The 22009-nt window shown below is 53.0% G+C and carries 31 protein-coding genes, 1 pseudogene and 1 other annotated feature; of the genes and pseudogenes, 24 read left to right on the forward strand and 8 right to left on the reverse strand.

The window, feature by feature from the left end; translation table 11 throughout:
- Positions 1 to 275 precede the first annotated feature (275 nt).
- From F384_RS10780 to F384_RS10840, 14 genes and pseudogenes are all read left to right on the forward strand, one after another.
- Complete coding sequence (locus F384_RS10780) at positions 276 to 479, forward strand: hypothetical protein (protein ID WP_046481459.1); 204 nt, start codon at positions 276 to 278, stop codon at positions 477 to 479.
- Positions 476 to 895 carry a hypothetical protein gene (locus F384_RS10785; RefSeq protein WP_046481460.1) on the forward strand — a complete coding sequence of 140 codons (420 nt, stop codon included), beginning with the start codon at positions 476 to 478 and terminating at the stop codon, positions 893 to 895. Before F384_RS10780 ends, F384_RS10785 begins: the two co-directional genes overlap by 4 nt.
- A 187-nt stretch (positions 896 to 1082) precedes the next feature.
- Entirely contained in the window at positions 1083 to 1283 is a 201-nt protein-coding gene (locus F384_RS10790; RefSeq protein WP_046481461.1) for a hypothetical protein, read from the forward strand.
- Entirely contained in the window at positions 1273 to 1629 is a 357-nt protein-coding gene (locus F384_RS10795; protein WP_046481462.1) for a hypothetical protein, read from the forward strand. The genes F384_RS10790 and F384_RS10795 overlap by 11 nt, the downstream gene beginning before the upstream one ends.
- Entirely contained in the window at positions 1629 to 1880 is a 252-nt protein-coding gene (locus tag F384_RS10800; protein ID WP_046481463.1) for a hypothetical protein, read from the forward strand. Before F384_RS10795 ends, F384_RS10800 begins: the two co-directional genes overlap by 1 nt.
- Positions 1852 to 2070: a hypothetical protein gene (locus F384_RS30375; RefSeq protein ID WP_136397979.1), complete on the forward strand. Its 219-nt coding sequence runs from the start codon at positions 1852 to 1854 to the stop codon at positions 2068 to 2070. Before F384_RS10800 ends, F384_RS30375 begins: the two co-directional genes overlap by 29 nt.
- Positions 2067 to 2501 carry a hypothetical protein gene (locus F384_RS10805; protein ID WP_046481464.1) on the forward strand — a complete coding sequence of 145 codons (435 nt, stop codon included), beginning with the start codon at positions 2067 to 2069 and terminating at the stop codon, positions 2499 to 2501. The genes F384_RS30375 and F384_RS10805 overlap by 4 nt, the downstream gene beginning before the upstream one ends.
- A 40-nt stretch (positions 2502 to 2541) precedes the next feature.
- A complete protein-coding gene (locus F384_RS10810; protein WP_046498055.1) occupies positions 2542 to 3060 on the forward strand; it encodes a hypothetical protein in 519 nt (172 codons plus the stop codon).
- A 12-nt stretch (positions 3061 to 3072) separates the two neighbouring features.
- Positions 3073 to 3819 (forward strand): ORF6N domain-containing protein, encoded by a 747-nt coding sequence (locus F384_RS10815; RefSeq protein ID WP_046481465.1) that lies wholly within the window; start codon positions 3073 to 3075, stop codon positions 3817 to 3819.
- Positions 3819 to 4160, forward strand: coding sequence for a hypothetical protein (locus tag F384_RS10820; RefSeq protein ID WP_046481466.1), 342 nt, complete (start codon positions 3819 to 3821; stop codon positions 4158 to 4160). The genes F384_RS10815 and F384_RS10820 overlap by 1 nt, the downstream gene beginning before the upstream one ends.
- Positions 4161 to 4385: a hypothetical protein gene (locus F384_RS10825; RefSeq protein WP_046481467.1), complete on the forward strand. Its 225-nt coding sequence runs from the start codon at positions 4161 to 4163 to the stop codon at positions 4383 to 4385. It abuts the gene before it with no gap.
- Positions 4386 to 4770: 385 nt separating this feature from the next.
- Positions 4771 to 4947 (forward strand): annotated as a pseudogene (locus F384_RS30380) (ATPase); the annotation flags it as partial.
- Positions 4947 to 5306, forward strand: a complete 360-nt coding sequence (locus F384_RS27935) for a hypothetical protein (RefSeq protein ID WP_155403991.1) — start codon at positions 4947 to 4949, stop codon at positions 5304 to 5306. The pseudogene F384_RS30380 and the gene F384_RS27935, both read left to right, overlap by 1 nt.
- 137 nt (positions 5307 to 5443) lie before the next feature.
- A complete protein-coding gene (locus F384_RS10840; protein WP_044257011.1) occupies positions 5444 to 5635 on the forward strand; it encodes a helix-turn-helix transcriptional regulator in 192 nt (63 codons plus the stop codon).
- On the opposite strand, the gene F384_RS10845 is transcribed toward F384_RS10840, so the two are convergent.
- Entirely contained in the window at positions 5616 to 6797 is a 1182-nt protein-coding gene (locus F384_RS10845; RefSeq protein WP_044257009.1) for a tyrosine-type recombinase/integrase, read from the reverse strand. The genes F384_RS10840 and F384_RS10845 overlap by 20 nt on opposite strands.
- Positions 6798 to 6972: 175 nt before the next feature.
- Between F384_RS10845 and sbcB the strand changes: the two genes are divergently transcribed.
- Complete coding sequence (sbcB, locus tag F384_RS10850) at positions 6973 to 8403, forward strand: exodeoxyribonuclease I (protein ID WP_046481469.1); 1431 nt, start codon at positions 6973 to 6975, stop codon at positions 8401 to 8403.
- Between the two features lie 35 nt (positions 8404 to 8438).
- Here the strand turns inward: sbcB and tsuB are convergent, their stop codons facing one another.
- From tsuB to F384_RS10875, 6 genes are all read right to left on the reverse strand, one after another.
- Entirely contained in the window at positions 8439 to 8666 is a 228-nt protein-coding gene (gene tsuB / locus F384_RS10855) for a thiosulfate utilization sulfurtransferase TsuB/YeeD (RefSeq protein ID WP_046481470.1), read from the reverse strand.
- A gap of 15 nt (positions 8667 to 8681) precedes the next feature.
- Positions 8682 to 9740 (reverse strand): thiosulfate utilization transporter TsuA/YeeE, encoded by a 1059-nt coding sequence (tsuA, locus tag F384_RS10860; protein WP_046481471.1) that lies wholly within the window; start codon positions 9738 to 9740, stop codon positions 8682 to 8684.
- 202 nt (positions 9741 to 9942) lie between these two features.
- Positions 9943 to 11304, reverse strand: a complete 1362-nt coding sequence (locus F384_RS10865; protein WP_046481472.1) for an APC family permease — start codon at positions 11302 to 11304, stop codon at positions 9943 to 9945.
- Positions 11294 to 11356, reverse strand: coding sequence for a membrane protein YoeI (gene yoeI, locus F384_RS29850; RefSeq protein ID WP_102025864.1), 63 nt, complete (start codon positions 11354 to 11356; stop codon positions 11294 to 11296). The genes F384_RS10865 and yoeI overlap by 11 nt, the downstream gene beginning before the upstream one ends.
- A gap of 216 nt (positions 11357 to 11572) precedes the next feature.
- The gene (locus F384_RS10870) at positions 11573 to 12502 is read right to left on the reverse strand and encodes a LysR substrate-binding domain-containing protein (RefSeq protein WP_046481473.1); all 930 of its coding nucleotides are present in this window, start codon (positions 12500 to 12502) and stop codon (positions 11573 to 11575) included.
- Positions 12503 to 12548: 46 nt separating this feature from the next.
- Positions 12549 to 13373: an SDR family oxidoreductase gene (locus tag F384_RS10875; RefSeq protein ID WP_046481474.1), complete on the reverse strand. Its 825-nt coding sequence runs from the start codon at positions 13371 to 13373 to the stop codon at positions 12549 to 12551.
- A 162-nt stretch (positions 13374 to 13535) separates the two neighbouring features.
- On the opposite strand from F384_RS10875, the gene hisL reads away from it, so the two are divergent.
- The 9 genes from hisL to hisIE all read left to right on the forward strand — a co-directional run bounded on the left by hisL (position 13536) and on the right by hisIE (position 20864).
- A complete protein-coding gene (gene hisL / locus F384_RS29855; RefSeq protein ID WP_001364200.1) occupies positions 13536 to 13586 on the forward strand; it encodes a his operon leader peptide in 51 nt (16 codons plus the stop codon).
- Positions 13562 to 13684: a sequence feature (His leader region), on the forward strand. (Overlaps the previous gene by 25 nt.)
- A 46-nt stretch (positions 13685 to 13730) precedes the next feature.
- On the forward strand, positions 13731 to 14630 hold the full coding sequence (hisG, locus tag F384_RS10880; protein WP_046481475.1) for an ATP phosphoribosyltransferase: 900 nt from the start codon (positions 13731 to 13733) through the stop codon (positions 14628 to 14630).
- 99 nt (positions 14631 to 14729) lie between these two features.
- Positions 14730 to 16034, forward strand: coding sequence for a histidinol dehydrogenase (hisD, locus tag F384_RS10885; RefSeq protein WP_046481476.1), 1305 nt, complete (start codon positions 14730 to 14732; stop codon positions 16032 to 16034).
- The gene (gene hisC / locus F384_RS10890) at positions 16031 to 17110 is read left to right on the forward strand and encodes a histidinol-phosphate transaminase (RefSeq protein ID WP_046481477.1); all 1080 of its coding nucleotides are present in this window, start codon (positions 16031 to 16033) and stop codon (positions 17108 to 17110) included. The genes hisD and hisC overlap by 4 nt, the downstream gene beginning before the upstream one ends.
- A complete protein-coding gene (gene hisB, locus F384_RS10895; RefSeq protein ID WP_046481478.1) occupies positions 17107 to 18174 on the forward strand; it encodes a bifunctional histidinol-phosphatase/imidazoleglycerol-phosphate dehydratase HisB in 1068 nt (355 codons plus the stop codon). The genes hisC and hisB overlap by 4 nt, the downstream gene beginning before the upstream one ends.
- Positions 18174 to 18764: an imidazole glycerol phosphate synthase subunit HisH gene (gene hisH, locus F384_RS10900; protein WP_046481479.1), complete on the forward strand. Its 591-nt coding sequence runs from the start codon at positions 18174 to 18176 to the stop codon at positions 18762 to 18764. Before hisB ends, hisH begins: the two co-directional genes overlap by 1 nt.
- Positions 18764 to 19501 (forward strand): 1-(5-phosphoribosyl)-5-[(5-phosphoribosylamino)methylideneamino]imidazole-4-carboxamide isomerase, encoded by a 738-nt coding sequence (gene hisA, locus F384_RS10905; RefSeq protein ID WP_046481480.1) that lies wholly within the window; start codon positions 18764 to 18766, stop codon positions 19499 to 19501. Before hisH ends, hisA begins: the two co-directional genes overlap by 1 nt.
- Positions 19483 to 20259 (forward strand): imidazole glycerol phosphate synthase subunit HisF, encoded by a 777-nt coding sequence (hisF, locus tag F384_RS10910; protein WP_046481481.1) that lies wholly within the window; start codon positions 19483 to 19485, stop codon positions 20257 to 20259. Before hisA ends, hisF begins: the two co-directional genes overlap by 19 nt.
- Positions 20253 to 20864 carry a bifunctional phosphoribosyl-AMP cyclohydrolase/phosphoribosyl-ATP diphosphatase HisIE gene (gene hisIE / locus F384_RS10915; protein ID WP_046481482.1) on the forward strand — a complete coding sequence of 204 codons (612 nt, stop codon included), beginning with the start codon at positions 20253 to 20255 and terminating at the stop codon, positions 20862 to 20864. Before hisF ends, hisIE begins: the two co-directional genes overlap by 7 nt.
- Positions 20865 to 20917: 53 nt before the next feature.
- On the opposite strand, the gene wzzB is transcribed toward hisIE, so the two are convergent.
- Complete coding sequence (gene wzzB, locus F384_RS10920) at positions 20918 to 21901, reverse strand: LPS O-antigen chain length determinant protein WzzB (RefSeq protein WP_046481483.1); 984 nt, start codon at positions 21899 to 21901, stop codon at positions 20918 to 20920.
- Between the last annotated feature and the right edge of the window lie 108 nt (positions 21902 to 22009).

The raw sequence follows: 22009 nt of genomic DNA on the forward strand, positions 1-22009 counted from the left end.
TAGTTATTGTTTTGAATGATATGACCAATAGTTCTGGGCGTGGAATCCAGACAACTTATAATCGCATCATTACCCTCTCTTTGGTTGTCAGGATTAATCCCAGTACTTTCACAGCATTGTGCGCACATTGCAATTCACAAGGGACTAATAGCTGTTTTTTTATTTTCATATCAATAACATAAAAAATAATAGCATCACAAATAGAATTACCTATTGCAATAACCAATAGCACCCTCTATCATTCAACTATCAAGTTAACGTAGAGGTGATAGAAAATGGTTGAACCGATAAAAACATTTAAGGGGTTGTCCATCCGCCCATGCGATGCTTTCAAGAATATATCCTTAATCACTGAAACTGCTAGCTTGCTATCTGCTGTTGACGATGATGGGTATCGTGAAATCAGCGACGTTCTCTTTGCGTTTGTTTGCAATTATGCAGATGAGGCCCGCAAGAACGAATCGGAGAAACTCAAATGAAAACTCCATTAGAAATGCTTAATGACATTGCCGCTCAGATTTCCGAAGGCAGTACTCTTCTGGAAATGATTTATAAAAACACCGAAGAAATGAATGAGGAAACTGATTGCGGCTTAGCCTGCCTCATTCGCTCTTTCGATAAAACCCGTGAAACAGCTTACACATATATCGAAGAGTTAGCAAAAGGCGAAAAGGCAGTTCAGCCCCCCATCGGGAATAGCGATGATATTGCCGATGATATTTTTTATGCCACAGTCAGCGCTGCAAAACTCAGGGAACTGGCTCACGTATATAACGAATCATATTTTTCAGGAAAAGACAGTGATGACGCCGATTGCCTGATGGCATCACTTATTTTCGATAATACGATTAAAGTACATGACTTACTGAAAAGCATCGAAACAAAATTAAATTAATTAATAAGTAGTTTAAATCACACCATCCCTGGTGGGGATACGTGCAACCAAATTTCAGCGAGGTGATATTTATGTTATTCGTTAAGGATAAAGCAGCACACAAGACTGCGCGGTTAATTGCCTCTTACGGTGGTAGCTATCTGCATATTGCCAACCTCTTTCTGCGCAAAGCATATGGGAGGTAAATATGTGGGACCCATCAACAGATGACAGCATTGAAGATGTAGCTAATTCATCCAGAAATCTTAATGAACTATTGGACCTGATGCATCTTTGTTTTAAGGAAATGAACCCTCTCCAGACTGAGCAGTTGCTTGGTCTTGCTTTGAACATCTCATCAGATATCGATATCTGGGTGAAGGCAGAGGAAAAACGACGTGAAAAATAACACCATTGAAATTTATCGCCGTCGCATTGCTATTGCAGCATTAAGCCGAATGAAGCGCAAGACTGGCGGTTATTGCCTGTCCGTTAATATGCCTGATGGAAATATTCAGGTTATCGAGATTAACGAAGAATCAATGTCAAAACTTTTGCAGCGCTTCGAAAAACAGGCGCGGACTGAATTTGCAGCAGAGGCGGAAACCTTTATTCGCCAGACATATATAAAAAGTGTCGATATCAATGGACACGCCGAATATCTGACCGAAACCGGGAAGATGATTGTTGACGAGATTTTTGCGGAATTAATTAAACACGCGAAAGAGAAATACGTATGTGGAGGAATTAACTGATGACCTCACAACAAACAATTATGCACGGGATTCAGATCCCCCCCCCAGTCCTCAACGTGGATCTGCATGTTCTTCCGGACTTCACCGGGCGTGTTGTTCTTTATATCGAAAACGGTCGTGTCACATGCGATCGCCGGCTGCTTGACGACGAACACATTTGCGCTCTGGACACTTTTATCGAAATGGCTCGCGAAATGGAGCTACGCATTGAAGAGGTTACTGGTGGCACTGACAGCAATTCGAATACCTGAACGCGTACACCTGCAGGCAATGCAGGTCCTGTTGCGATACCGGCGAAAGCGAATATATGCGCGACGTATGCGAAGAACCGGATATCTCAGCCTGAAGGTTAATCCGCGCTGGAGGCTGTTATCGAAAGACGATGGCCGGAACTGGGAAGTAATGAGTCATGAAAAATATTCAGGGGAAATAAAACGATGATCGACAACCGTACCGCCAGCACCATTGACCTGGCATTTCAAATTCACCATACGCCTGTGGGCACCCTGTTCGTCGCTATGCGGCATGGACGCATAAAGCGCTGCTTCAGTCGCGATACGGCGATCCGATATCTGGCGTTCTTCATGACCACATGGGCATTCGAGGCGTCGGGCTTTATGTGCCGCCATCCTGACGTAAAGGTGTCTCATCCGGTACACGGAGAAGCATGGGAGCGCGGCGGCGTCACGAAAGAGTATCACTTCGCCCACCAGCGCTGCGTTCGCCGGCTGCGCCGCATCTTTGCCCGTAAGCGCGATATGCAGAAGTGGTGCGAAAAATGGGATGCCATGCATGACCGCTACGTGAAAGAACGCGAAGAACTTCAGTCCAGCAAACCAGCAGAGGTACGTAATGGATCGCACAGCATTTAACCCCGAACCAACGTCAACCGGCATTCGGTTTGGAAATCGCGTGATTGGATATTCCGCAGCTATTCGTCAGCTCGACAACGGTCACTATGACAAAAACATTGCGGAAGGAATGGAACTGCTGGCCTGCATCATGGAGGCGGTAGAAAGCAACTGGATTACGCTCAACATCGATAAGCAAATCATCGTCTGGCGCTGGTTGCTCGCCGCGGTATTCATCGCTGAGGAGCAGGAGAAGAACGGGACAGTCGAAGTTCCGAACGACGAAGGCGGCGTTGATACAGCCGTTATCTATTCCGGCAAGCAAGGTGCAATCAGCGTCTACCCCGGACCGGAACGCTTTGCGCTCGCTAACCATATTGAGGCTGGCGCAATTGAAAAATACGGGCCTGCTGTTGGCCAGCAACTGGCTCTGCGGATGTATCAGGACATGGTTGTTGCTGACGACGAATCCGGTTTCAAGCTGTCCGCTATGGGCCGGGAGGGGTTCAACCTTCTCCACGACAGCTTTATCGAGCAAATCCAGACCGAAGGTATGCCAGACATGCCGATCATGCACTGAGGAAGGACGCAAATGAACACAATAACTATCAACAACAGACAGCTTCCGGCAGTCGAATATCGCGGCCAGCGTGTTGTGACGCTGGCGATGATTGATGAAGTCCACCAGCGGCCAGACGGAACTGCTGGACGCAATTTCCGAGAAAACAAGTCTCGTCTTATTGAAGGAGAAGACTACTTCGAATTAGGTTCCGACGAAATTCGTCGACACCTTCCTGACGGTACTTTCTCCAAATTTGCAGCATCAGGAATTGTACTGGTCGAATCCGGGTATCTGATGTTGGTGAAATCCTTTACCGACGATTTGGCCTGGCAGGTTCAGCGAGAGCTGGTTAACAGCTATTTCCGCACTCACGCGCCGCTGACGGAAATCGAGATGATCGCCGCAATGGCCGCCGATGCCGTTCGCCAGCAGAAGCGCCTGAATCATGTTGAAGAGCAGATCGAAACGGTCACAGAAGCTGTGGAGAACATCAAACGCGGGACCATGCGCGCCGGATATGTCGGTTACCGCCAGGTGGTCGCCAAAAGCGGCATGACTGATGCCAAGTGCAGGAATCTGGTCAATGCTTATCGCATCCCCACCGACACCCACGAATTCATGACACCAGACGGTCTCCTTTCTCGCCGGGCCATTGTGGAGTTTGAGCCGTTCATGAAGGCATTCCGCCAGATGATGTCTGAAGCTGAACCGCGCGGCACACGCTGGTATCACCCAAAGATGGGGCTGTTTCAGGCTATCGGGTGGGAGGTCAGGTAATGGCGCTCATTACGCAAAATTTCCGCCTCAACTCGTTGGCGAACCAGTACGCCTCTGCGCTGTATAACCATATTTCAGCCACCAGCGGTGATCACTTCATGATTAATGCCAATGATCAACAGATACAGGTAAACATCGTTGGTGGGGCTCAAGGCGTAAGGGATTTAATCAACGGCTACGCACTGGAGGCGCTCAGAGACAACTATCCACAGCAGTGGGAAGCGATCGGAATCCAGTTATTGAGCAAGTGTATTCATGGTAACGATCTGACAACACATGGCCGTGAAATCTGGCAAAGCATGGTCAACGACATGAGCGATACGGTAGCGGGGAATATGTGAATGAAAATCCAATACCAGGACTACGGCGCCGCGGCAAACATCGTGATCACCAGTACCGTGTTTGAGTTCCGTAAACATAACCGGGTGGTGGATGCCACCTTGCTCTGCACGCCAGCCATCATTGCAACCCGTAACGGCGTGCTTTTCATGAAGTCGGTTTTATCTGGCAAATCCCGCGACATGTTGCGGGCTAATAAAACCGTACAGCGGGAGGCCAAGCGATGAAACCATTTCTCCTGTCCATGCTGTTTGGCCTGCTGCTGGTGGCCGTCGTTTTCGGCGCGCTGATTGAATATAAGTTTTTGATGAATTACTGAGGTGCGAGATGAGGAAAATTAAAAGCCCGGTTGTGCTTATTCATAAGCGCGAAAACAGTGACACGTACGCCGTTGCAATCACCGATGGCAGCCGGGACTATCACGATTCCGTTCTGATGGCGACCATGGAACCAGACATGACGGGCGATGACGTCGATACCTGGAGCAAAACCGGCTACTACATGGCGGAGGAGATCCAGCGCTTACGCCAGCAATTGAGCGCCCCATTAAGCATCGGGGAGTTAATTCAGCGCCTTGAATCACAGACCGGCGACCGCTGGGAGAGAGTGGTTAACGATGTCACCTCTGGTAAACCGTTGACCATCACCCTTCCCGACGCCAGTTCAAAAGCGTTCTGGAGCGGTACCGGAAAGGGAGAAACATTCCATCCGGAAACATATAAGCGCTGGGTGAAAGAAGCGATCGAGAGAGCATGCGCTATCGCCCGGATCGACGTGGAGGTGAAGTGATGGCGGATATTAGCAATGGTCCTGTATCAACCTTACCTGGTCACTTTTCAGGTGTGCCGGCAGGTACGAAATGTGACGAACACCCCGACAGAGACGCCGTTCGCCGCGTCCAGGGAGAAACCGATTCGTTTGGCTGCGAGTATCACGATATGTGCCAGGAATGCCTGGATGAGTATTATCGGGAATCCCGTGAAGCCGACTATTCGGGAAAGTGCGATTGGTGCCATAAACAAGCGGATCATCTGTATCCCCGCAGGGATATTGAAGAGGGGAGCTACGGACGGGTTTATGAAGTATGCAAACCCTGTATCGATGCCGAACGCCAACGCTGGGAGGAAGAAGATGCACAAGGCATTTGAAATATGGGTGCGCCAGCGGTACGGAAACCGCTACGACCTCTCGAGGGATCAGGAAGGATTCTACTGCCGGGAAGTGGTTAAGCGGATGTTTGAAACGTGGTGCCACTGCCGTGGCCTGAATGTGGTATGAGGTGGGTATGAGTGATATTGAAATGATTAACGAAAAAGAAGTGATGCGAATGATCCGGGTTTCGTCTCGTATGACCATCTGGAAATACACGAAGCATCATAACTTTCCGAAACCGATCCGCACCCACCCCAAGCAATACTTACAATCTGAGGTGGAAGCGTGGATTTTAAACGGCGGAATTAACCAGAAATCTTTTTGATGTGCCAGAATATTTTTTCGGCGTACAGCTCATAGGCAGCTTTCTGTTCGGCGATCCAGTCATGTTTGTTGTAAACAGAAAGCACTCCGCCCAACTCATGCCCTAGCATTTTTTCAATTACGTGCGGGGCTACACCTTCCTCTGATAGCCTCGTCGCCAGAGTGCGTCTGAAATCATGTGCGGAAAATTCACCAATACCCAGTGACGCCTCAATCCTGCCGAGATATCTGTTAGCGCCGGCAATAGTCATGGATTTTTTTAGATCTGGTCCCGGGAAAAGAATATTCCCGTATGTCATTTCCGCCTTCTTAAGCAAATCATCAGCCGCGCCGAATATAGGACGCCGGATAATCCTGTTGGTTTTGCTTTTCTCTGCCGGCACAGTCCAAACACCTTCCTCGCGATCAAACTCATCAGTAACAGCCAGGCGAAGTTCGCTGTTTCTGGCGGCGTAAAGCATCAGCAACTGGTGAAGAAGCTTGTTAGATGTTGATCCCCTACTCCGTTCTATTGCCAGCCATATCTTCGCCAGTTGGTTATAACTGAGAGTGACCTCACCAACCGCAGATTTTATCCCGACATCTTTCGGCTGCAGCATCATAAGCTCAACAGGGCGGATGAACTGCCTTCTGGTGCACCAGCCAATAGCGGAACGAAGCTGCACCAGCAACTGACGCGCACGTCTTGGGTTAATGCGCTCTTCTTCAGTGAAGCGTTCAACCCATAGCCTGACGGGAATATCCTCAATCGGAATGCCAGAGAAGGCATCGCTCATGTGCTTGATGACAGTCGACCTGTAGAGTGCTTGTGTTTTTTCACGAAGTGCGATGTCAACGTAGTTCTTCTCCCAATAGTCGAGGCAGTCTTTTACCGTTGGCTTTTTTTGTGCCTTACTGCCACCGGACAGCGTACGCGGATCAATTCCTTTGTCGACCGACTCCCTTAAATCTGCAACCATGTTGCGGGCATCGCGAAGCATTATTGCCGGATAACGTCCAAGTCCAAGTCGATGCTGCTTCCCGTCCCAGCGGAAACGGAACTGAAAGCTGATAATGCCTTTTGGCGTAATGCGTATACCGAGCCCGTCAGAATCAGTAATTTCAGATGGGCCGGAATATGGTTTACCATAGATGGAGCGAAGCTTAGTGTCACTGATCGCCATTTTAATTTTCTGTACTCAATGATTTTAAGGTTTATGTACTTAATCTGTACTCAATATGTCATGTACGAACATAAACAACAATATCTAATCGTGTACAGTTATAATCAATCAATGACAAATATAGCGATAAAAACACTTTAAATCAGTTACATATAACATCAGGCGTGTACATCAGGTGACAGTTAAAAACGATAGCATACAGAGCACATTCCTCTTCCACGATTACGAAACCTTTGGCATTCATCCGGCGCTCGACAGACCGGCGCAATTTGCCGCCCTGCGTACCGATAGCGAATTCAACGTTATCGGCGAGCCTGAGGTGTTTTACTGCAAACCGGCGGATGACTATTTGCCTCAGCCGGGCGCCGTGATGGTCACCGGGATCACCCCACAGGAAGCACGGGAAAAAGGTGACAATGAAGCTGCGTTTGCCGCGCGGATCCACGCACTGTTTACGGTGCCGAAAACCTGCATTATTGGCTACAACAACGTGCGTTTCGACGATGAGGTCACGCGCAACGTGCTGTACCGCAACTTCTACGATCCCTACGCGTGGAGCTGGCAGCATGATAACTCGCGCTGGGATCTGCTGGACGTCATGCGCGCCTGCTACGCCCTGCGCCCGGAAGGCATCAACTGGCCAGAAAATGACGACGGGCTCCCGAGCTTTCGCCTGGAGCATCTGACGAAAGCGAATGGAATCGAACACAGCAACGCGCACGATGCAATGGCGGACGTCTATGCCACCATTGCCATGGCGCAACTGGTGAAGTCGCGTCAGCCGCGTCTGTTTGAGTATCTCTATACGCACCGCAACAAGCATAAGCTGGCCGCGCTGATTGATGTGCCGCAAATGAAGCCGCTGGTGCATGTTTCCGGCATGTTTGGCGCATGGCGCGGCAACACCAGTTGGGTTGCGCCGCTGGCCTGGCATCCGGATAACCGCAATGCGGTGATTATGGTTGATCTGGCCGGTGATATTTCGCCGTTGTTGGAACTGGACAGCGACACACTGCGCGAGCGTCTGTACACCGCCAAAGCCAGTCTGGGCGATAACGCCGCAGTCCCTCTGAAACTGGTGCACATCAACAAATGTCCGGTGCTGGCGCAGGCGAATACGCTGCGTCCGGAAGATGCTGACCGTCTGGGCATTAATCGCCAGCACTGCCTCGATAATCTGAAAGTACTGCGTGAAAATCCGCAGGTGCGTGACAAAGTGGTCGCTATCTTTGCTGAAGCGGAACCGTTCACGCCGTCTGACAACGTCGATGCCCAGCTCTATAACGGTTTCTTCAGCGATGCTGACCGGGCGGCAATGAAGATTGTGCTGGAAACCGATCCGCAGAATCTGCCGGCACTGGATATCACCTTTGTCGATCCGCGTATTGAAAAACTGTTGTTCAACTATCGGGCGCGTAACTTCCCCGGTACGCTGGATGAAATGGAACAGCAGCGCTGGCTGGAGCACCGTCGCCAGGTCTTTACGCCGGAATATTTACAGCGCTATGCCGATGAGTTGCAGGTGTTGTATCAGGAATATGCGGATGATAAAGAGAAGCAGGCACTGCTGAAGGCGCTGTGGCAGTACGCCGAAGAGATTGTCTGAGATTCGCCCTCCGCGCCACGGCGGAGGGCCTGTTATCACGCTTTCTGTACGGTGATGCTCCAGGCGGCATCGCCAACCTGTTGATAATCCGTAATCGCATGCCCTTCTTGTGCCGCCCACTGTGGGATCGCTTCGGTTGCCTGGGTGCAGTCAAACTCAATCACCAGTTCGTCACCGCTCGCCATTTCAGCCAGCGCGGCTTTTGCTTCAATCAGTGGAAACGGGCAAACCTGCGTGACCACATCCAGTTTTTTAATCGCCATCATTAATCCTTACGCTTAATTTGCCGCATCGGTTGCCAGACGGGCTTTACGCTGCGGTCGTACAAACACAATCCACGACGCGGTCCAGACGCCAAGGATCATAAATACCAGGCCAATCCAGCCCTGCCAGGTCATCATCGCCGTCATCACCAGACCGTTGCCGATAGAACAGCCCCCAGCAATGCTGGCGCCAAAGCCCATCAGGATCCCGCCGAAGCCACTGCGCAGTGTCGTTGCGGCATCAGCAGCGCGTACGCGGAATTCACGGCTGGCTTTCGCTGCAATGAACGAGCCGAGGAAAATCCCCAGCACCAGGAAAACGCCCCAGTTGAGGAATTTACTGTCTCCCGCCACCAGGAACTGCAGGATGTTAGCCGTCGGCGAGGTGATCCCGAGCCCAAACATGCGCCCGGTCGCTTCGCTCAGCGGCCAGGCCAGCAGCGCGATAAGACCAATCAGCACCGCCGTCACGAACGGGTGCCAGCGTTTTTCAAACAAAATATGCGCAAGCCCGGTACGGCGCGGCGGTAAAGTGGCCACCTTCAGCTTTGGCTTTTTCAGCTCTTTGCTGACCACCCAGAGCGTCACCACCAGCAGAACCGCAATCAGCGGCCAGACGGAGAGGTTCAGCGTGTCGGCAATGGAATTGTGCTCCGTGCTGTACGTCTTCAGCGTCTGGTTTAACCCGCTGGCATGAGGCGAACGCATCACCGCGCTCATCACCATGTAGGTTGCCAGCGCAATCCAGCTGCCGATTAGCCCCTCACCCGCACGATACCAGGTTCCGGTGGCACATCCACCCGCATAGACAATCCCAATCCCAAAAATGTAGCCGCCAACAACGGTACCAAGCCACGGGAACGCGCCAGCATCGTAGCGAATCACCCCCGCCTGAATCAGCGCAAAGGCACCGACGCTCTGGACAGAAATCGCGATCAGCAGCGCATAGAACATGCGGTTGTTTTTGGCGACATACATATCGCGGAAACCACCGGTCAGGCAGAATCGACCGCGTTGCATCACAAAACCGAGCAGCGCGCCGCAGATAACCCCGCTTAAAATCATTGAAAACATAAATTAGTTAGCCTGAAGAATATCAATCGGGAAATTATTCCTGACCACGCGGCGGGGAACCAATAACCAAATTCTCTAATTTAGAACAAATGGTTATGAATAATGACGGGAAATAAACCTGTGACATAAAAAAAGCCGGAGTGGTTAACTCCGGCTTCCTGCCCGGCAGCGCTTCGCTTACCGGGTCTGCAGACGTTATGAATTACTGCGCGATATCTTCGTACTGCGGAACCGGGTTGCGGAAGCTTTTGGTCACGCAGGCCAGATACACCAGACCGATACCGGCCCAGATCAGACCCAGAACCATGGAGCTCTCTTCCAGGTTAATCCACAGTGCGCCAACGGTCAGCGCGCCGCATACCGGCAGCACCAGATAGTTGAAGTGGTCTTTCAGCGTCTTGTTGCGTTTTTCGCGGATCCAGAACTGGGAAATCACAGACAGGTTCACGAAGGTAAACGCCACCAGCGCACCGAAGTTGATCAGCGCTGTCGCCGTCACCAGGTCAAATTTAATCGCCAGCAGAGCAATCGCCCCCACCAACAGCACGTTCCACGCCGGAGTACGCCATTTCGGGTGTACATAACCGAAGAAGCGCGTCGGGAATACGCCGTCACGTCCCATCACGTACATCAGACGAGAGACACCTGCATGTGCCGCCATACCGGAAGCCAGAACGGTCACGCTGGAGAAAATCAGCACGCCCCACTGGAAGGTTTTACCCGCCACGTACAGCATGATTTCCGGCTGAGAGGCATCCGGATCCTTAAAGCGAGAGATATCCGGGAAGTACAGCTGCAGGAAGTATGAGGCCCCGATGAACACCAGACCGCCAATCAGCGCCGTCAGGAAGATAGCTTTCGGGATCACGCGCTCCGCATCTTTGGTCTCTTCAGACAGCGAAGAGATACCGTCAAAGCCCAGGAACGAGAAGCACAGAATCGTTGCCCCGGTAATCATCGGCACGACGTGCGCGCCTTCCGACCAGAACGGACGCGTGCTGGTCAGCGTACCGGCACCTTCACCGTTCGAGACACCATAGATGATCAGGCCAACAATCACCGCCACAATGCCCATCTGCAGGATCACAATCAGGGTATTGAAGTTCGCCACGGTCTTGATGCTGCGCAGGTTAGAGATGGTCATAAAGGCCACCAGCGCGACGACAAAGATCCACGACGGCACGGACGGCACCAGCGCTTCAAAGTAAATTTTAGCCAGCAGGATGTTGATCATCGGCATGAACAGGTAGTCCAGCAGGGATGACCAACCCACCATAAAGCCGACGGTCGGGCTAATGGATTTCTGGGCATAGGTATACGCTGAGCCAGCAGACGGGAAACGGCGAACCAGTTTACCGTAGCTCAACGCCGTAAAAAGAATAGCGATCAGCGCAAAGGCATAAGCCGTTGCAACGTGACCGTCAGTGAGGCCTGAAACGATACCAAACGTATCGAACAGCGTCATCGGCTGCATATAGGCAAGACCCATCATGACAACCGGAATCAGCGTAAGCGTTTTACGCAATTCCACGCGAGAGGTTTTTGGAGTAGCGTTATGCGACATGGTCATTCTCCTTTACGGCGAATACCGTCGCGTAAGCAAAAAATTGCCCCATTTTCTGGATTCCTCAGCGACAACAACTGTCGGTTTTTAGTAAATATCTATCCGGTACGAAGCCCGGCCTCTTTGTATGAATGATTGGTTTGATGCAAAAAAATAACCGACGCGTATGAAAACGTCGGTTAATGTCATTTTTTGCAAGCGGCGCATTGTGCACTAAAATGAGGCGAAAACACAAGAGAATGAGAGGCTTGTCGTGAACTATTTTTTCTTAACTGCTTGATTTGTTTGTCTCGCCTTTTGTATAGACTCCAGCAATAGCACTATTTGCTAAAATTGCATCCCGCCACCAGGTGCTGGCGAGTCCTGCGGTCTGCTCATTCCACCCCATCCACACTGGTTCAAAGAGCGTTTGTGTTGCCACTTTTTTCTCGATCAGCGCCCCACTTTCCAGGAAGCGCTGCGCCAGATAGCGTGGAAGATAACCGCATCCCAGACCGCTGATTTGCAGTTCCAGCTTGGTTTTAAAATCGAAGACGGTAATTGCCTCCTGGTCATCAAGCAGTTGCGTCGCGCTTGCAGAAGAGAGAGACGAACTGTCACCCACCACAATCGCGCGATAGCGTTTGATGGTGCTGCGACTCAGCGGCTCCGCCTCCTGAGCCAGAGGATGGTGTGGCGCGACTGCAAAGACCTGCTCCAGTTCGCCCAGACGCGCAACGCTAAAGTCGCTGGAGGAAGGGGGTTCATGCATCGCGCCGACAATGATGTCTGCCCTGCCCTGGGTCAGCGCATCCCACGATCCGCCCAGCACGCCGTTAATGAATTTCAGACGCGTGACGCTGTGATGTTGATAAAAGGATTCAATCAGTGGGGCAAGCAGGGAAAAAGGGAACGTATCGTCTACGCCAATGACCAGTTCGTTCTCCCAACCTTCGTGGAGTTTAATCGCCTGCTTTTCCAGTTCCCGCACGGTATGCAGGACTTCACGTCCTTTCTCCAGCAGCATTTGTCCGGTACGCGTGAACCGGGCGCGATGGCCGCTGCGATCGAGGATCTGAATGTTGAGGTCGCTTTCCAGACGGTGGACGGTATAGCTGAGTGCAGACGGCGTCTTATACAGTTTGGCCGACGCCGCCGCAAAGCTGCCCTCTTTTTCAAGGGCATCGAGAATAATGAGCACATCCAGCAGTGGTTTCATACACGCCCCCTTGCGGTGTATGGCGACTAACTGCTGGAGGTCTGCATTACTCCAACGGCATCACCAGCGGATCGGGATACTGGTATTCAAACCCAAGCTCATTACAGATCCGGCTGCCATCTATAATTTTACCTTTACCGTTATCCGTGGAATTACGGAACTGCGGCGGCTCCATTCCCAGCAGACGCGCCATCTGCGGATAGAATACATTGCGGGCAGGATGCGAAGGCGCACATATATTATAGATGTGTCCCCCCTTCGGTGCCTGTAACAGCAGGGTGATGGCGGCAATGACATCTTCCAGATGGACCAGATTGACGCCATGCTCACCGTCAGGGGCGGTTTTGCCCGCGAAGAAGCGCCCCGGATGACGTCCTGGTCCCACCAGTCCGGCCAGACGCAGGATATCTACCGAGGTACCCGGTAAATTATGCAGCCAGTCTTCCAGTTCTTTTAGCACGCGACCGCTGGCAGTGACCGGATTACGCGCAGTTCCCTCTTTCACCGTCCCCTGCACGTCGCCATAGACGGAGGTCGAACTGGTAAAGATAATGCGCGGAATACGGTAAGCCAGCGCGCTGTCCACCAGCTCCTGCATGGCTTGCAGATAGAACTCTTCGCCGGGACCGCTGCGACGAGCCGGTAAGGTAATCACCAGCGCGTCGACATCCATCAGCGCATCCAGGTCATCTGTTTCACACACCAGCTCAGGCTCGAGCCGAAGCGGATATCCTTCGATCCCGCTCATTCTGGCCGCTTCCACGCCATCCTGGGTGGTTTTGCTCCCCGTCACCCGCCAGCCTCTGGCAGTAAGCGACATCGCCAGCGGCATGCCTAACCATCCTAAACCGACAACTGCGACCTTTTTCATCCGTTTTCTCCTGACTCCAGCACTATGTCTATAAGGCTACGCCAGCGTTTTAAGACTGACAATTCATACTATAAATATGAATTAAAAAAAGCGCTTGCTTTAAGGCGCTAAAGTGGTTTAGGTTAAAAGGCATCAAATGAATAAGCATTCATCGAGAATTTTATGACACGCGTTCAATTTAAACACCACCATCATCACCATCATCCTGACTAGTCTTTCAGGCGATGTGTGCTGGGAGACATTCAGATCTTCCAGTGGTGCATGAACGTATGAGAGAGCCCCCGGAAGATTTCTTCCGGGGGCTTTTTTTTGGTGCGCAATTCAGACAGGTTCAGACAGGATAAAGAGGAAAAGAGAATGTTAGATAACACCCGTTTACGCATAGCGATTCAGAAATCAGGTCGTTTAAGTGATGATTCACGCGAATTACTCGCCCGCTGCGGTATTAAAATTAACTTACACACCCAGCGCCTGATTGCGATGGCAGAGAATATGCCAATTGATATTCTGCGCGTGCGTGACGACGATATCCCCGGTCTGGTGATGGACGGCGTCGTTGACCTGGGCATCATTGGCGAGAACGTTCTGGAAGAGGAACTGCTGAACCGCCGCGCTCAGGGCGAAGACCCGCGCTACTTTACGCTACGTCGCCTCGACTTCGGCGGTTGTCGCCTTTCTCTGGCAACGCCCGTTGATGAAACCTGGGATGGCCCCGCCGCGCTTGATGGCAAACGCATTGCAACCTCTTATCCGCACCTGCTCAAACGTTATCTCGACCAGAAAGGCGTCTCCTTTAAATCCTGTCTGCTGAACGGTTCGGTGGAAGTGGCCCCGCGCGCGGGCCTCGCCGATGCCATCTGCGATCTGGTCTCAACCGGTGCCACGCTTGAAGCCAACGGCCTGCGAGAAGTAGAAGTCATTTATCGCTCTAAAGCCTGCCTGATCCAGCGTGACGGCGAGATGACAGACGCCAAGCAGCAACTGGTCGATAAGCTGCTGACCCGTATTCAGGGCGTTATTCAGGCTCGTGAATCGAAATACATCATGATGCACGCGCCGAGCGATCGTCTGGAAGAGGTGATCGCCCTGTTGCCAGGTGCCGAACGCCCGACCATTCTGCCGCTGGCCGGCGATCAGCAGCGCGTGGCAATGCACATGGTAAGCAGCGAAACCCTGTTCTGGGAAACAATGGAAAAACTGAAAGCGCTCGGTGCCAGTTCGATTCTGGTGCTGCCGATTGAGAAGATGATGGAATAATTGCACGCGACGGCGCCCGGTGGCGCATTCGCTTACCGGGCCTACGGGTCCAGTAGGCCGGATAAGCAAGGCGTCATCCGACATAAAAAGGAAAGTGACATGAGCTTTAGCACAATCATTAACTGGAACACTTGTTCCCCTGAGCAGCAGCGTGAATTACTGATGCGCCCGGCGATTTCCGCGTCTGACAGCATCACGCGTACCGTGAGCGAGATTCTGGATAACGTCAAAGCCCGTGGTGATGACGCCCTACGCGAGTACAGCGCAAAGTTTGATAAAACCGAGGTTGCGGCGCTGAAGGTGACCGCGGAAGAGATGACCGCCGCCAGCGCACGACTGAGCGACGATCTTAAGCAAGCGATGGCCGTCGCGGTGCAAAACATTGAGACCTTCCACAACGCGCAAAAATTACCGACCATTGATGTGGAAACCCAGCCTGGCGTACGCTGCCAGCAGGTGACGCGCCCGGTAGCGTCCGTCGGTTTGTATATTCCCGGCGGATCCGCCCCGCTCTTTTCTACCGTTCTGATGCTCGCCACCCCGGCACGTATTGCGGGTTGTAAAAAGGTGGTGTTGTGTTCCCCGCCGCCGATTGCCGATGAAATTCTCTACGCGGCGCAACTGTGCGGCGTGCAGGATGTCTTTAACGTCGGTGGCGCACAGGCCATAGCGGCGCTGGCGTTCGGCAGCGAATCCGTACCAAAGGTGGACAAAATTTTTGGTCCTGGAAACGCGTTTGTGACCGAAGCAAAACGCCAGGTCAGCCAGCGTCTTGACGGCGCAGCGATTGATATGCCAGCCGGTCCTTCCGAAGTGCTGGTGATTGCTGACAGCGGCGCAACACCCGATTTCGTCGCCTCCGATCTGCTTTCGCAGGCGGAGCACGGCCCGGATTCTCAGGTGATTCTGCTGACCCCGGATGCCGATATCGCCCGTCGCGTTGCCGAAGCCGTTGAACGCCAACTGGCTGAACTCCCGCGCGCAGAAACGGCGCGTCAGGCGCTCAGCGCCAGTCGACTGATCGTGACGAAGGATTTGGCGCAGTGTATTGCCATCTCTAACCTGTATGGTCCCGAGCACTTAATTATCCAGACCCGCAATGCCCGCGAACTGGTTGATGATATCACCAGCGCCGGGTCGGTGTTTCTTGGCGACTGGTCGCCGGAATCGGCGGGCGATTACGCCTCCGGGACTAACCACGTGCTGCCGACCTACGGGTACACGGCCACCTGTTCCAGTCTCGGACTGGCGGATTTCCAGAAGCGTATGACGGTTCAGGAACTGTCTAAAGCGGGATTCTCCGCGCTGGCTTCAACCATTGAGACACTGGCGGCGGCGGAACGCCTGACCGCTCACAAAAATGCCGTCACCCTGCGCGTTAACGCCCTGAAGGAGCAAGCATGAGCACTGAGAACACGTTCAGCGTCACCGACTTAGCCCGTGAAAACGTCCGCAATCTGACGCCGTATCAATCTGCTCGTCGTCTGGGCGGCAACGGCGACGTCTGGCTCAATGCCAACGAATTCCCGACCGCGGTCGACTATCAACTCACCCGGCAAACGCTTAACCGCTACCCGGAATGCCAGCCAAAAGCGGTGATTGAAAATTATGCGCAGTATGCCGGGGTCAAACCGGAGCAGGTGCTGGTCAGTCGTGGCGCAGATGAAGGTATTGAGCTGCTTATTCGCGCCTTCTGCGAACCGGGAAAAGACGCGATTCTCTTCTGCCCGCCCACCTATGGGATGTATAGCGTCAGCGCTGAAACCATCGGCGTCGAATGCCGCACCGTCCCCGCGCTTGCCGACTGGCAACTGGATATGCAGGGCATTTCTGACAACCTGGATGGCGTGAAGGTGGTTTATGTGTGCAGCCCCAATAACCCCACCGGACAGCTGATTAATCCGCTGGATCTGCGCACGCTGCTGGAACTGACGCGCGGCAAAGCCATTGTGGTCGCCGACGAGGCCTATATCGAGTTTTGCCCACAGGCAACGCTGGCGGGCTGGCTTTCTGAGTATCCTAACCTGGCCATTCTGCGCACGCTGTCCAAGGCGTTTGCCCTCGCCGGTCTGCGCTGTGGCTTTACGCTGGCCAACAAAGAGGTGATCAATCTGTTGCTGAAGGTGATCGCCCCTTACCCGCTTTCTACCCCCGTGGCTGACATCGCCGAACAGGCGCTCAGCCCACAGGGCATTAATGCGATGCGCGAACGCGTGGCGCAGATCCTGCTTGAGCGTCAGTACCTGGTGAATGCGCTTAAAGAGATTGCCTGCGTTGAACAGGTTTTTGACTCTGAAACCAACTACATTCTGGCGCGCTTCACCGCCTCCAGCAGCGTATTTAAATCTTTGTGGGATCAGGGCATTATCTTACGAGACCAGAACAAGCAACCTTCTTTAAGCGGCTGTCTGCGTATCACTATTGGTACCCGTGAAGAAAGCCAGCGCGTCATTGACGCTTTACGTGCGGAGCAAGTATGAGCCAGAAGTATCTCTTTATCGATCGTGATGGAACCCTGATTTCCGAACCGCCGAGCGATTTCCAGGTGGATCGCTTTGACAAGCTCGCCTTCGAACCGGACGTCGTGCCGGTGCTGCTGAAGCTGCAAAAAACGGGCTTTAAGCTGGTGATGATCACCAATCAGGACGGTCTGGGAACGCAGAGTTTCCCGCAGGCGGATTTCGATGGCCCGCACAATCTGATGATGCAAATCCTGACCTCTCAGGGCGTGCAGTTCGATGAAGTGCTGATCTGCCCGCATCTGCCTGCAGACGAGTGCGACTGCCGTAAGCCGAAAGTGAAGCTGGTCGAACGCTATCTCGCGGAACAGGCGATGGACAGCGCCAACAGCTACGTCATTGGCGATCGCGCTACCGATATCCAGTTGGCAGAAAACATGGGTATTGCCGGGCTTCGTTACCACCGCGAGACGCTGAACTGGGCGGCGATTGGCGAGCAACTCACCCGACGCGACCGCTACGCCCACGTTGAACGCGTCACCAAAGAAACGCAGATTGACGTCAAGGTGTGGCTGGATCGCGAAGGCGGCAGCAAAATTAACACCGGCGTCGGCTTCTTCGACCATATGCTCGATCAGATTGCGACGCACGGCGGCTTCCGGATGGAAATTACCGTCAAAGGCGATCTCTATATCGACGATCACCACACTGTGGAAGATACCGGTCTGGCGCTGGGCGAAGCGTTAAAACTGGCACTCGGTGATAAACGTGGCATCAACCGCTTTGGCTTCGTGCTGCCGATGGACGAATGCCTGGCGCGCTGTGCACTGGATATCTCCGGGCGTCCGCACCTCGAATACCGTGCCGAGTTCACCTATCAGCGCGTCGGCGATCTCAGCACCGAGATGATCGAACACTTCTTCCGTTCACTCTCCTACACCATGGGCGTGACGCTGCATCTGAAGACTAAAGGCAAAAACGACCATCACCGTGTGGAAAGCCTGTTCAAAGCCTTCGGCCGTACTCTGCGTCAGGCCATTCGCGTTGAGGGCGATACCCTTCCCTCCTCCAAAGGAGTGCTGTGATGAACGTGGTGATCCTCGACACCGGCTGCGCCAACCTGAACTCGGTGAAATCTGCCGTCGCGCGCCATGGTTATGATCCGATGGTCAGTCGTGACCCGGATGTGGTTTTACGCGCAGATAAACTGTTTCTTCCCGGCGTCGGCACGGCGCAGGCGGCAATGGATCAGTTACGCGAGCGCGAACTGATCGATCTGATTAAAGCCTGTACCCAACCGGTGCTGGGCATCTGCCTGGGCATGCAGCTGCTTGGTCGCCACAGCGAAGAGACCCACGGCGTCGATATGCTCGGCATCATCGAGCAGGATGTGCCTAAGATGACCGACTTTGGTCTGCCATTGCCGCATATGGGCTGGAATCGTGTGTATCCCAAAGCGGGCGATCGTCTGTTCCGTGGCATTGAAGACGGGGCATATTTTTACTTCGTCCATAGCTATGCGATGCCGGTCAATGCCTACACCACCGCCCAGTGCCACTACGGCGAACCGTTCACCGCCGCCGTGCAAAAAGATAACTTCTTCGGCGTGCAGTTCCACCCGGAGCGATCCGGTGCCGCTGGCGCGCAGTTGCTGAAAAACTTTCTGGAGATGTGATGATTATTCCGGCTTTAGATTTGATCGACGGCACCGTCGTGCGTCTCCATCAGGGCGATTATGCACAACAGCGTGATTACGGCAGCGACCCGCTACCGCGTTTGCAGGATTACGCGGCACAGGGTGCCGAAGTGTTACATCTGGTTGATTTAACGGGTGCGAAAGATCCGGCGAAACGGCAGATCCCACTGATTAAAACCCTGGTCGCGGGCGTGAACGTGCCGGTTCAGGTGGGCGGTGGCGTACGCACCGAAGACGACGTTGCGGCGCTGCTGGCTGCGGGTGTGGCTCGCGTGGTGGTCGGTTCCACGGCGGTAAAGTCGCCGGAGAAAGTGAAAGGCTGGTTCGAGCGTTTTGGTGCCGATGCGCTGGTCCTCGCGCTGGATGTCCGCATTGATGAGCAGGGAAACAAGCAGGTGGCCGTGAGTGGTTGGCAGGAGAACTCCGGCGTTTCGCTCGAACAACTGGTGGAAACCTATCTACCGGTGGGTCTGAAGCATGTGCTCTGTACGGATATTTCTCGCGACGGCACGCTGGCGGGCTCAAACGTCTCTTTGTATGAAGAGGTGTGCAAAAAGTATCCACAGGTGGCCTTTCAGTCCTCTGGCGGGATCGGTGATATCAACGACGTCGCCGCATTGCGCGCAACCGGCGTGCGCGGCGTGATCGTCGGACGTGCGCTGCTGGAAGGTAAATTCACCGTTAAGGAGGCGATCCAATGCTGGCAAAACGTATAATCCCGTGCCTTGACGTTCGCGACGGTCAGGTCGTAAAAGGCGTGCAGTTTCGCAATCACGAAATCATCGGCGACATCGTCCCGCTGGCGAAACGCTATGCCGATGAAGGCGCTGATGAACTGGTGTTCTACGATATTACTGCATCCAGCGACGGTCGGGTGGTTGATAAAAGCTGGGTTTCGCGTGTCGCGGAAGTGATCGACATTCCTTTCTGCGTGGCGGGTGGGATTAAGTCGGTCGACGACGCTGCCAAAATTCTCTCGTTTGGTGCAGACAAAATCTCCATCAACTCGCCGGCGCTGGCAGATCCGACGCTGATTACCCGCCTGGCGGATCGTTTTGGCGTGCAGTGTATCGTGGTCGGTATTGATACCTGGTATGACGCTGAAAGCGGAAAATATCATGTTAATCAGTATACCGGCGACGAAAGCCGCACTCGCGTCACCACCTGGGAAACCCTCGACTGGGTGCAGGAAGTGCAAAAGCGCGGTGCCGGCGAAATCGTCCTTAATATGATGAACCAGGACGGCGTGCGAAACGGCTACGACCTGGAGCAGTTGAAAAAAGTGCGCGCAGTATGCCGCGTACCGCTGATCGCCTCCGGCGGCGCGGGCACCATGGAACACTTCCTTGAGGCCTTTCGCGATGCCGATGTCGACGGCGCGCTTGCCGCCTCCGTCTTCCACAAACAAATCATTAATATTGGTGAATTAAAAGCGTACCTGGCAGCACAGGGCGTGGAGATCAGGATATGTTAACAGAGCAACAACGCAACCAACTGGACTGGGAAAAAACCGACGGACTGATGCCTGTCGTCGTGCAGCACGCGGTGTCCGGTGAAGTGTTGATGCTGGGATATATGAACCCAGACGCGCTGGATAAAACCCTTGCAACCGGCAAAGTCACCTTCTTCTCACGCACCAAACAGCGCCTGTGGACCAAAGGCGAGACGTCAGGAAACTTTCTGAACGTGGTCAGCATTGCGCCAGACTGTGATAACGATACCCTGCTGGTGCTGGCGAATCCGATCGGCCCCACCTGCCATAAAGGCACCAGTAGCTGCTTTGGCGACACCAGCCACCAGTGGCTGTTCCTGTATCAGCTTGAACAGCTGCTAGCCGAGCGCAAAATGGCCGACCCGGCAAGTTCCTATACCGCGAAACTGTACGCCAGCGGCACCAAGCGTATCGCGCAGAAAGTCGGTGAAGAAGGTGTCGAAACCGCACTGGCAGCCACAGTGCATGATCGCTTCGAACTGACCAATGAAGCGTCGGATTTGATGTATCACCTGCTGGTCCTGTTGCAGGATCAGAATCTCGACCTGACGACGGTCATTGAGAATCTGCGCAAGCGCCATCAGTGATCTTAAGGCGTAAAAAAACCGGGCGGGGCCCGGTTTTTATTGCATGAATCAGGTTACTGCGCTTTTGGTTTGTAGTTACGCAGCGCGTTACGTCCCAGCACTATGCTTGCACCAATTATGGCCCCAAGTAGAGTCGCGAGAACCAGCGTGATCGATTTCTTCGGGCTATCGCGATAAACAGGTAACGTTGGCTTCATCACATAGCGATAAGCATGAATGCTATCCGTATCAACCTTCAGTGCCTTAACCGCTAAAAGATTCTGGCGGGTCAGGTAGTAATCATCGGAGAAGGTTAACGGGCGAGTCGCTTCATTATTCACCATCGATGAAAGCGCATCGCTACCCAGCATAAACATCGTGTCCTGAGAAACCTGATCCGCCTGTTGGATCTGCGGCAGTTTGATCTTTGATTGCTCAGCCACTTTCAGGGCCTGATTGATTTGCGCGAGCCGCAGTGATTTTTGCTCTTTTGCCACCTTTTCCTGGGCTTCAAGCGAATGCTCTAAATCAGACGCGCGGGTTTTAATACTCATCGCGAGGTCGGTATTGATTTCCCTGGAGACCGCTTCGTCAACCTGCTGGATATACTGGGACAACGTTTTTTGCGCAGATTCGGCAGTTGTAGCCTGGTAGGTAACTTTCAGCGGAAGAGATTGACCTTTCACAGACGCGCTAATGGTCAGTTTTTCTGGCTGTTCCTGGTTATCAAGCGTTTCAGAAAGCGCGGCGAATGCCGAGTTGAAACGACCTATCACACTGGACTGAACATCGTACACCTTTGGCGCATCCTGACCATAAAGGATACTCATGGCATTGGTATAGGTCGCTAACTGACCGGCGTCCGGTTGAGTGATTATCGCCGTCGAGGTCCATTTCTCTTTCGCGACCGCCAGGTAACCTGCAGCCAGGATGATAGCCACAATAATGCAGAAGATCACTGTCACTTTACCGCGCCATACCTGAATCACTAAATCAATCAAATCAATCTGTTCCGGTTCGTGGCTACGCCCGGACATGTTGTTATTTTCCACTGTCATCACTACCCTAAATAAGAAAAGGCCTAAACTCGCCACAGTTTAGCGATAAACGTAATTTATGCCATAGGAAATTTGACAAGATCTTGAAAATTCTGATGGGCTTTTAGC

It is taken from the genome of Citrobacter amalonaticus Y19 (assembly GCF_000981805.1).
GTDB lineage: Bacteria > Pseudomonadota > Gammaproteobacteria > Enterobacterales > Enterobacteriaceae > Citrobacter_A > Citrobacter_A amalonaticus_C.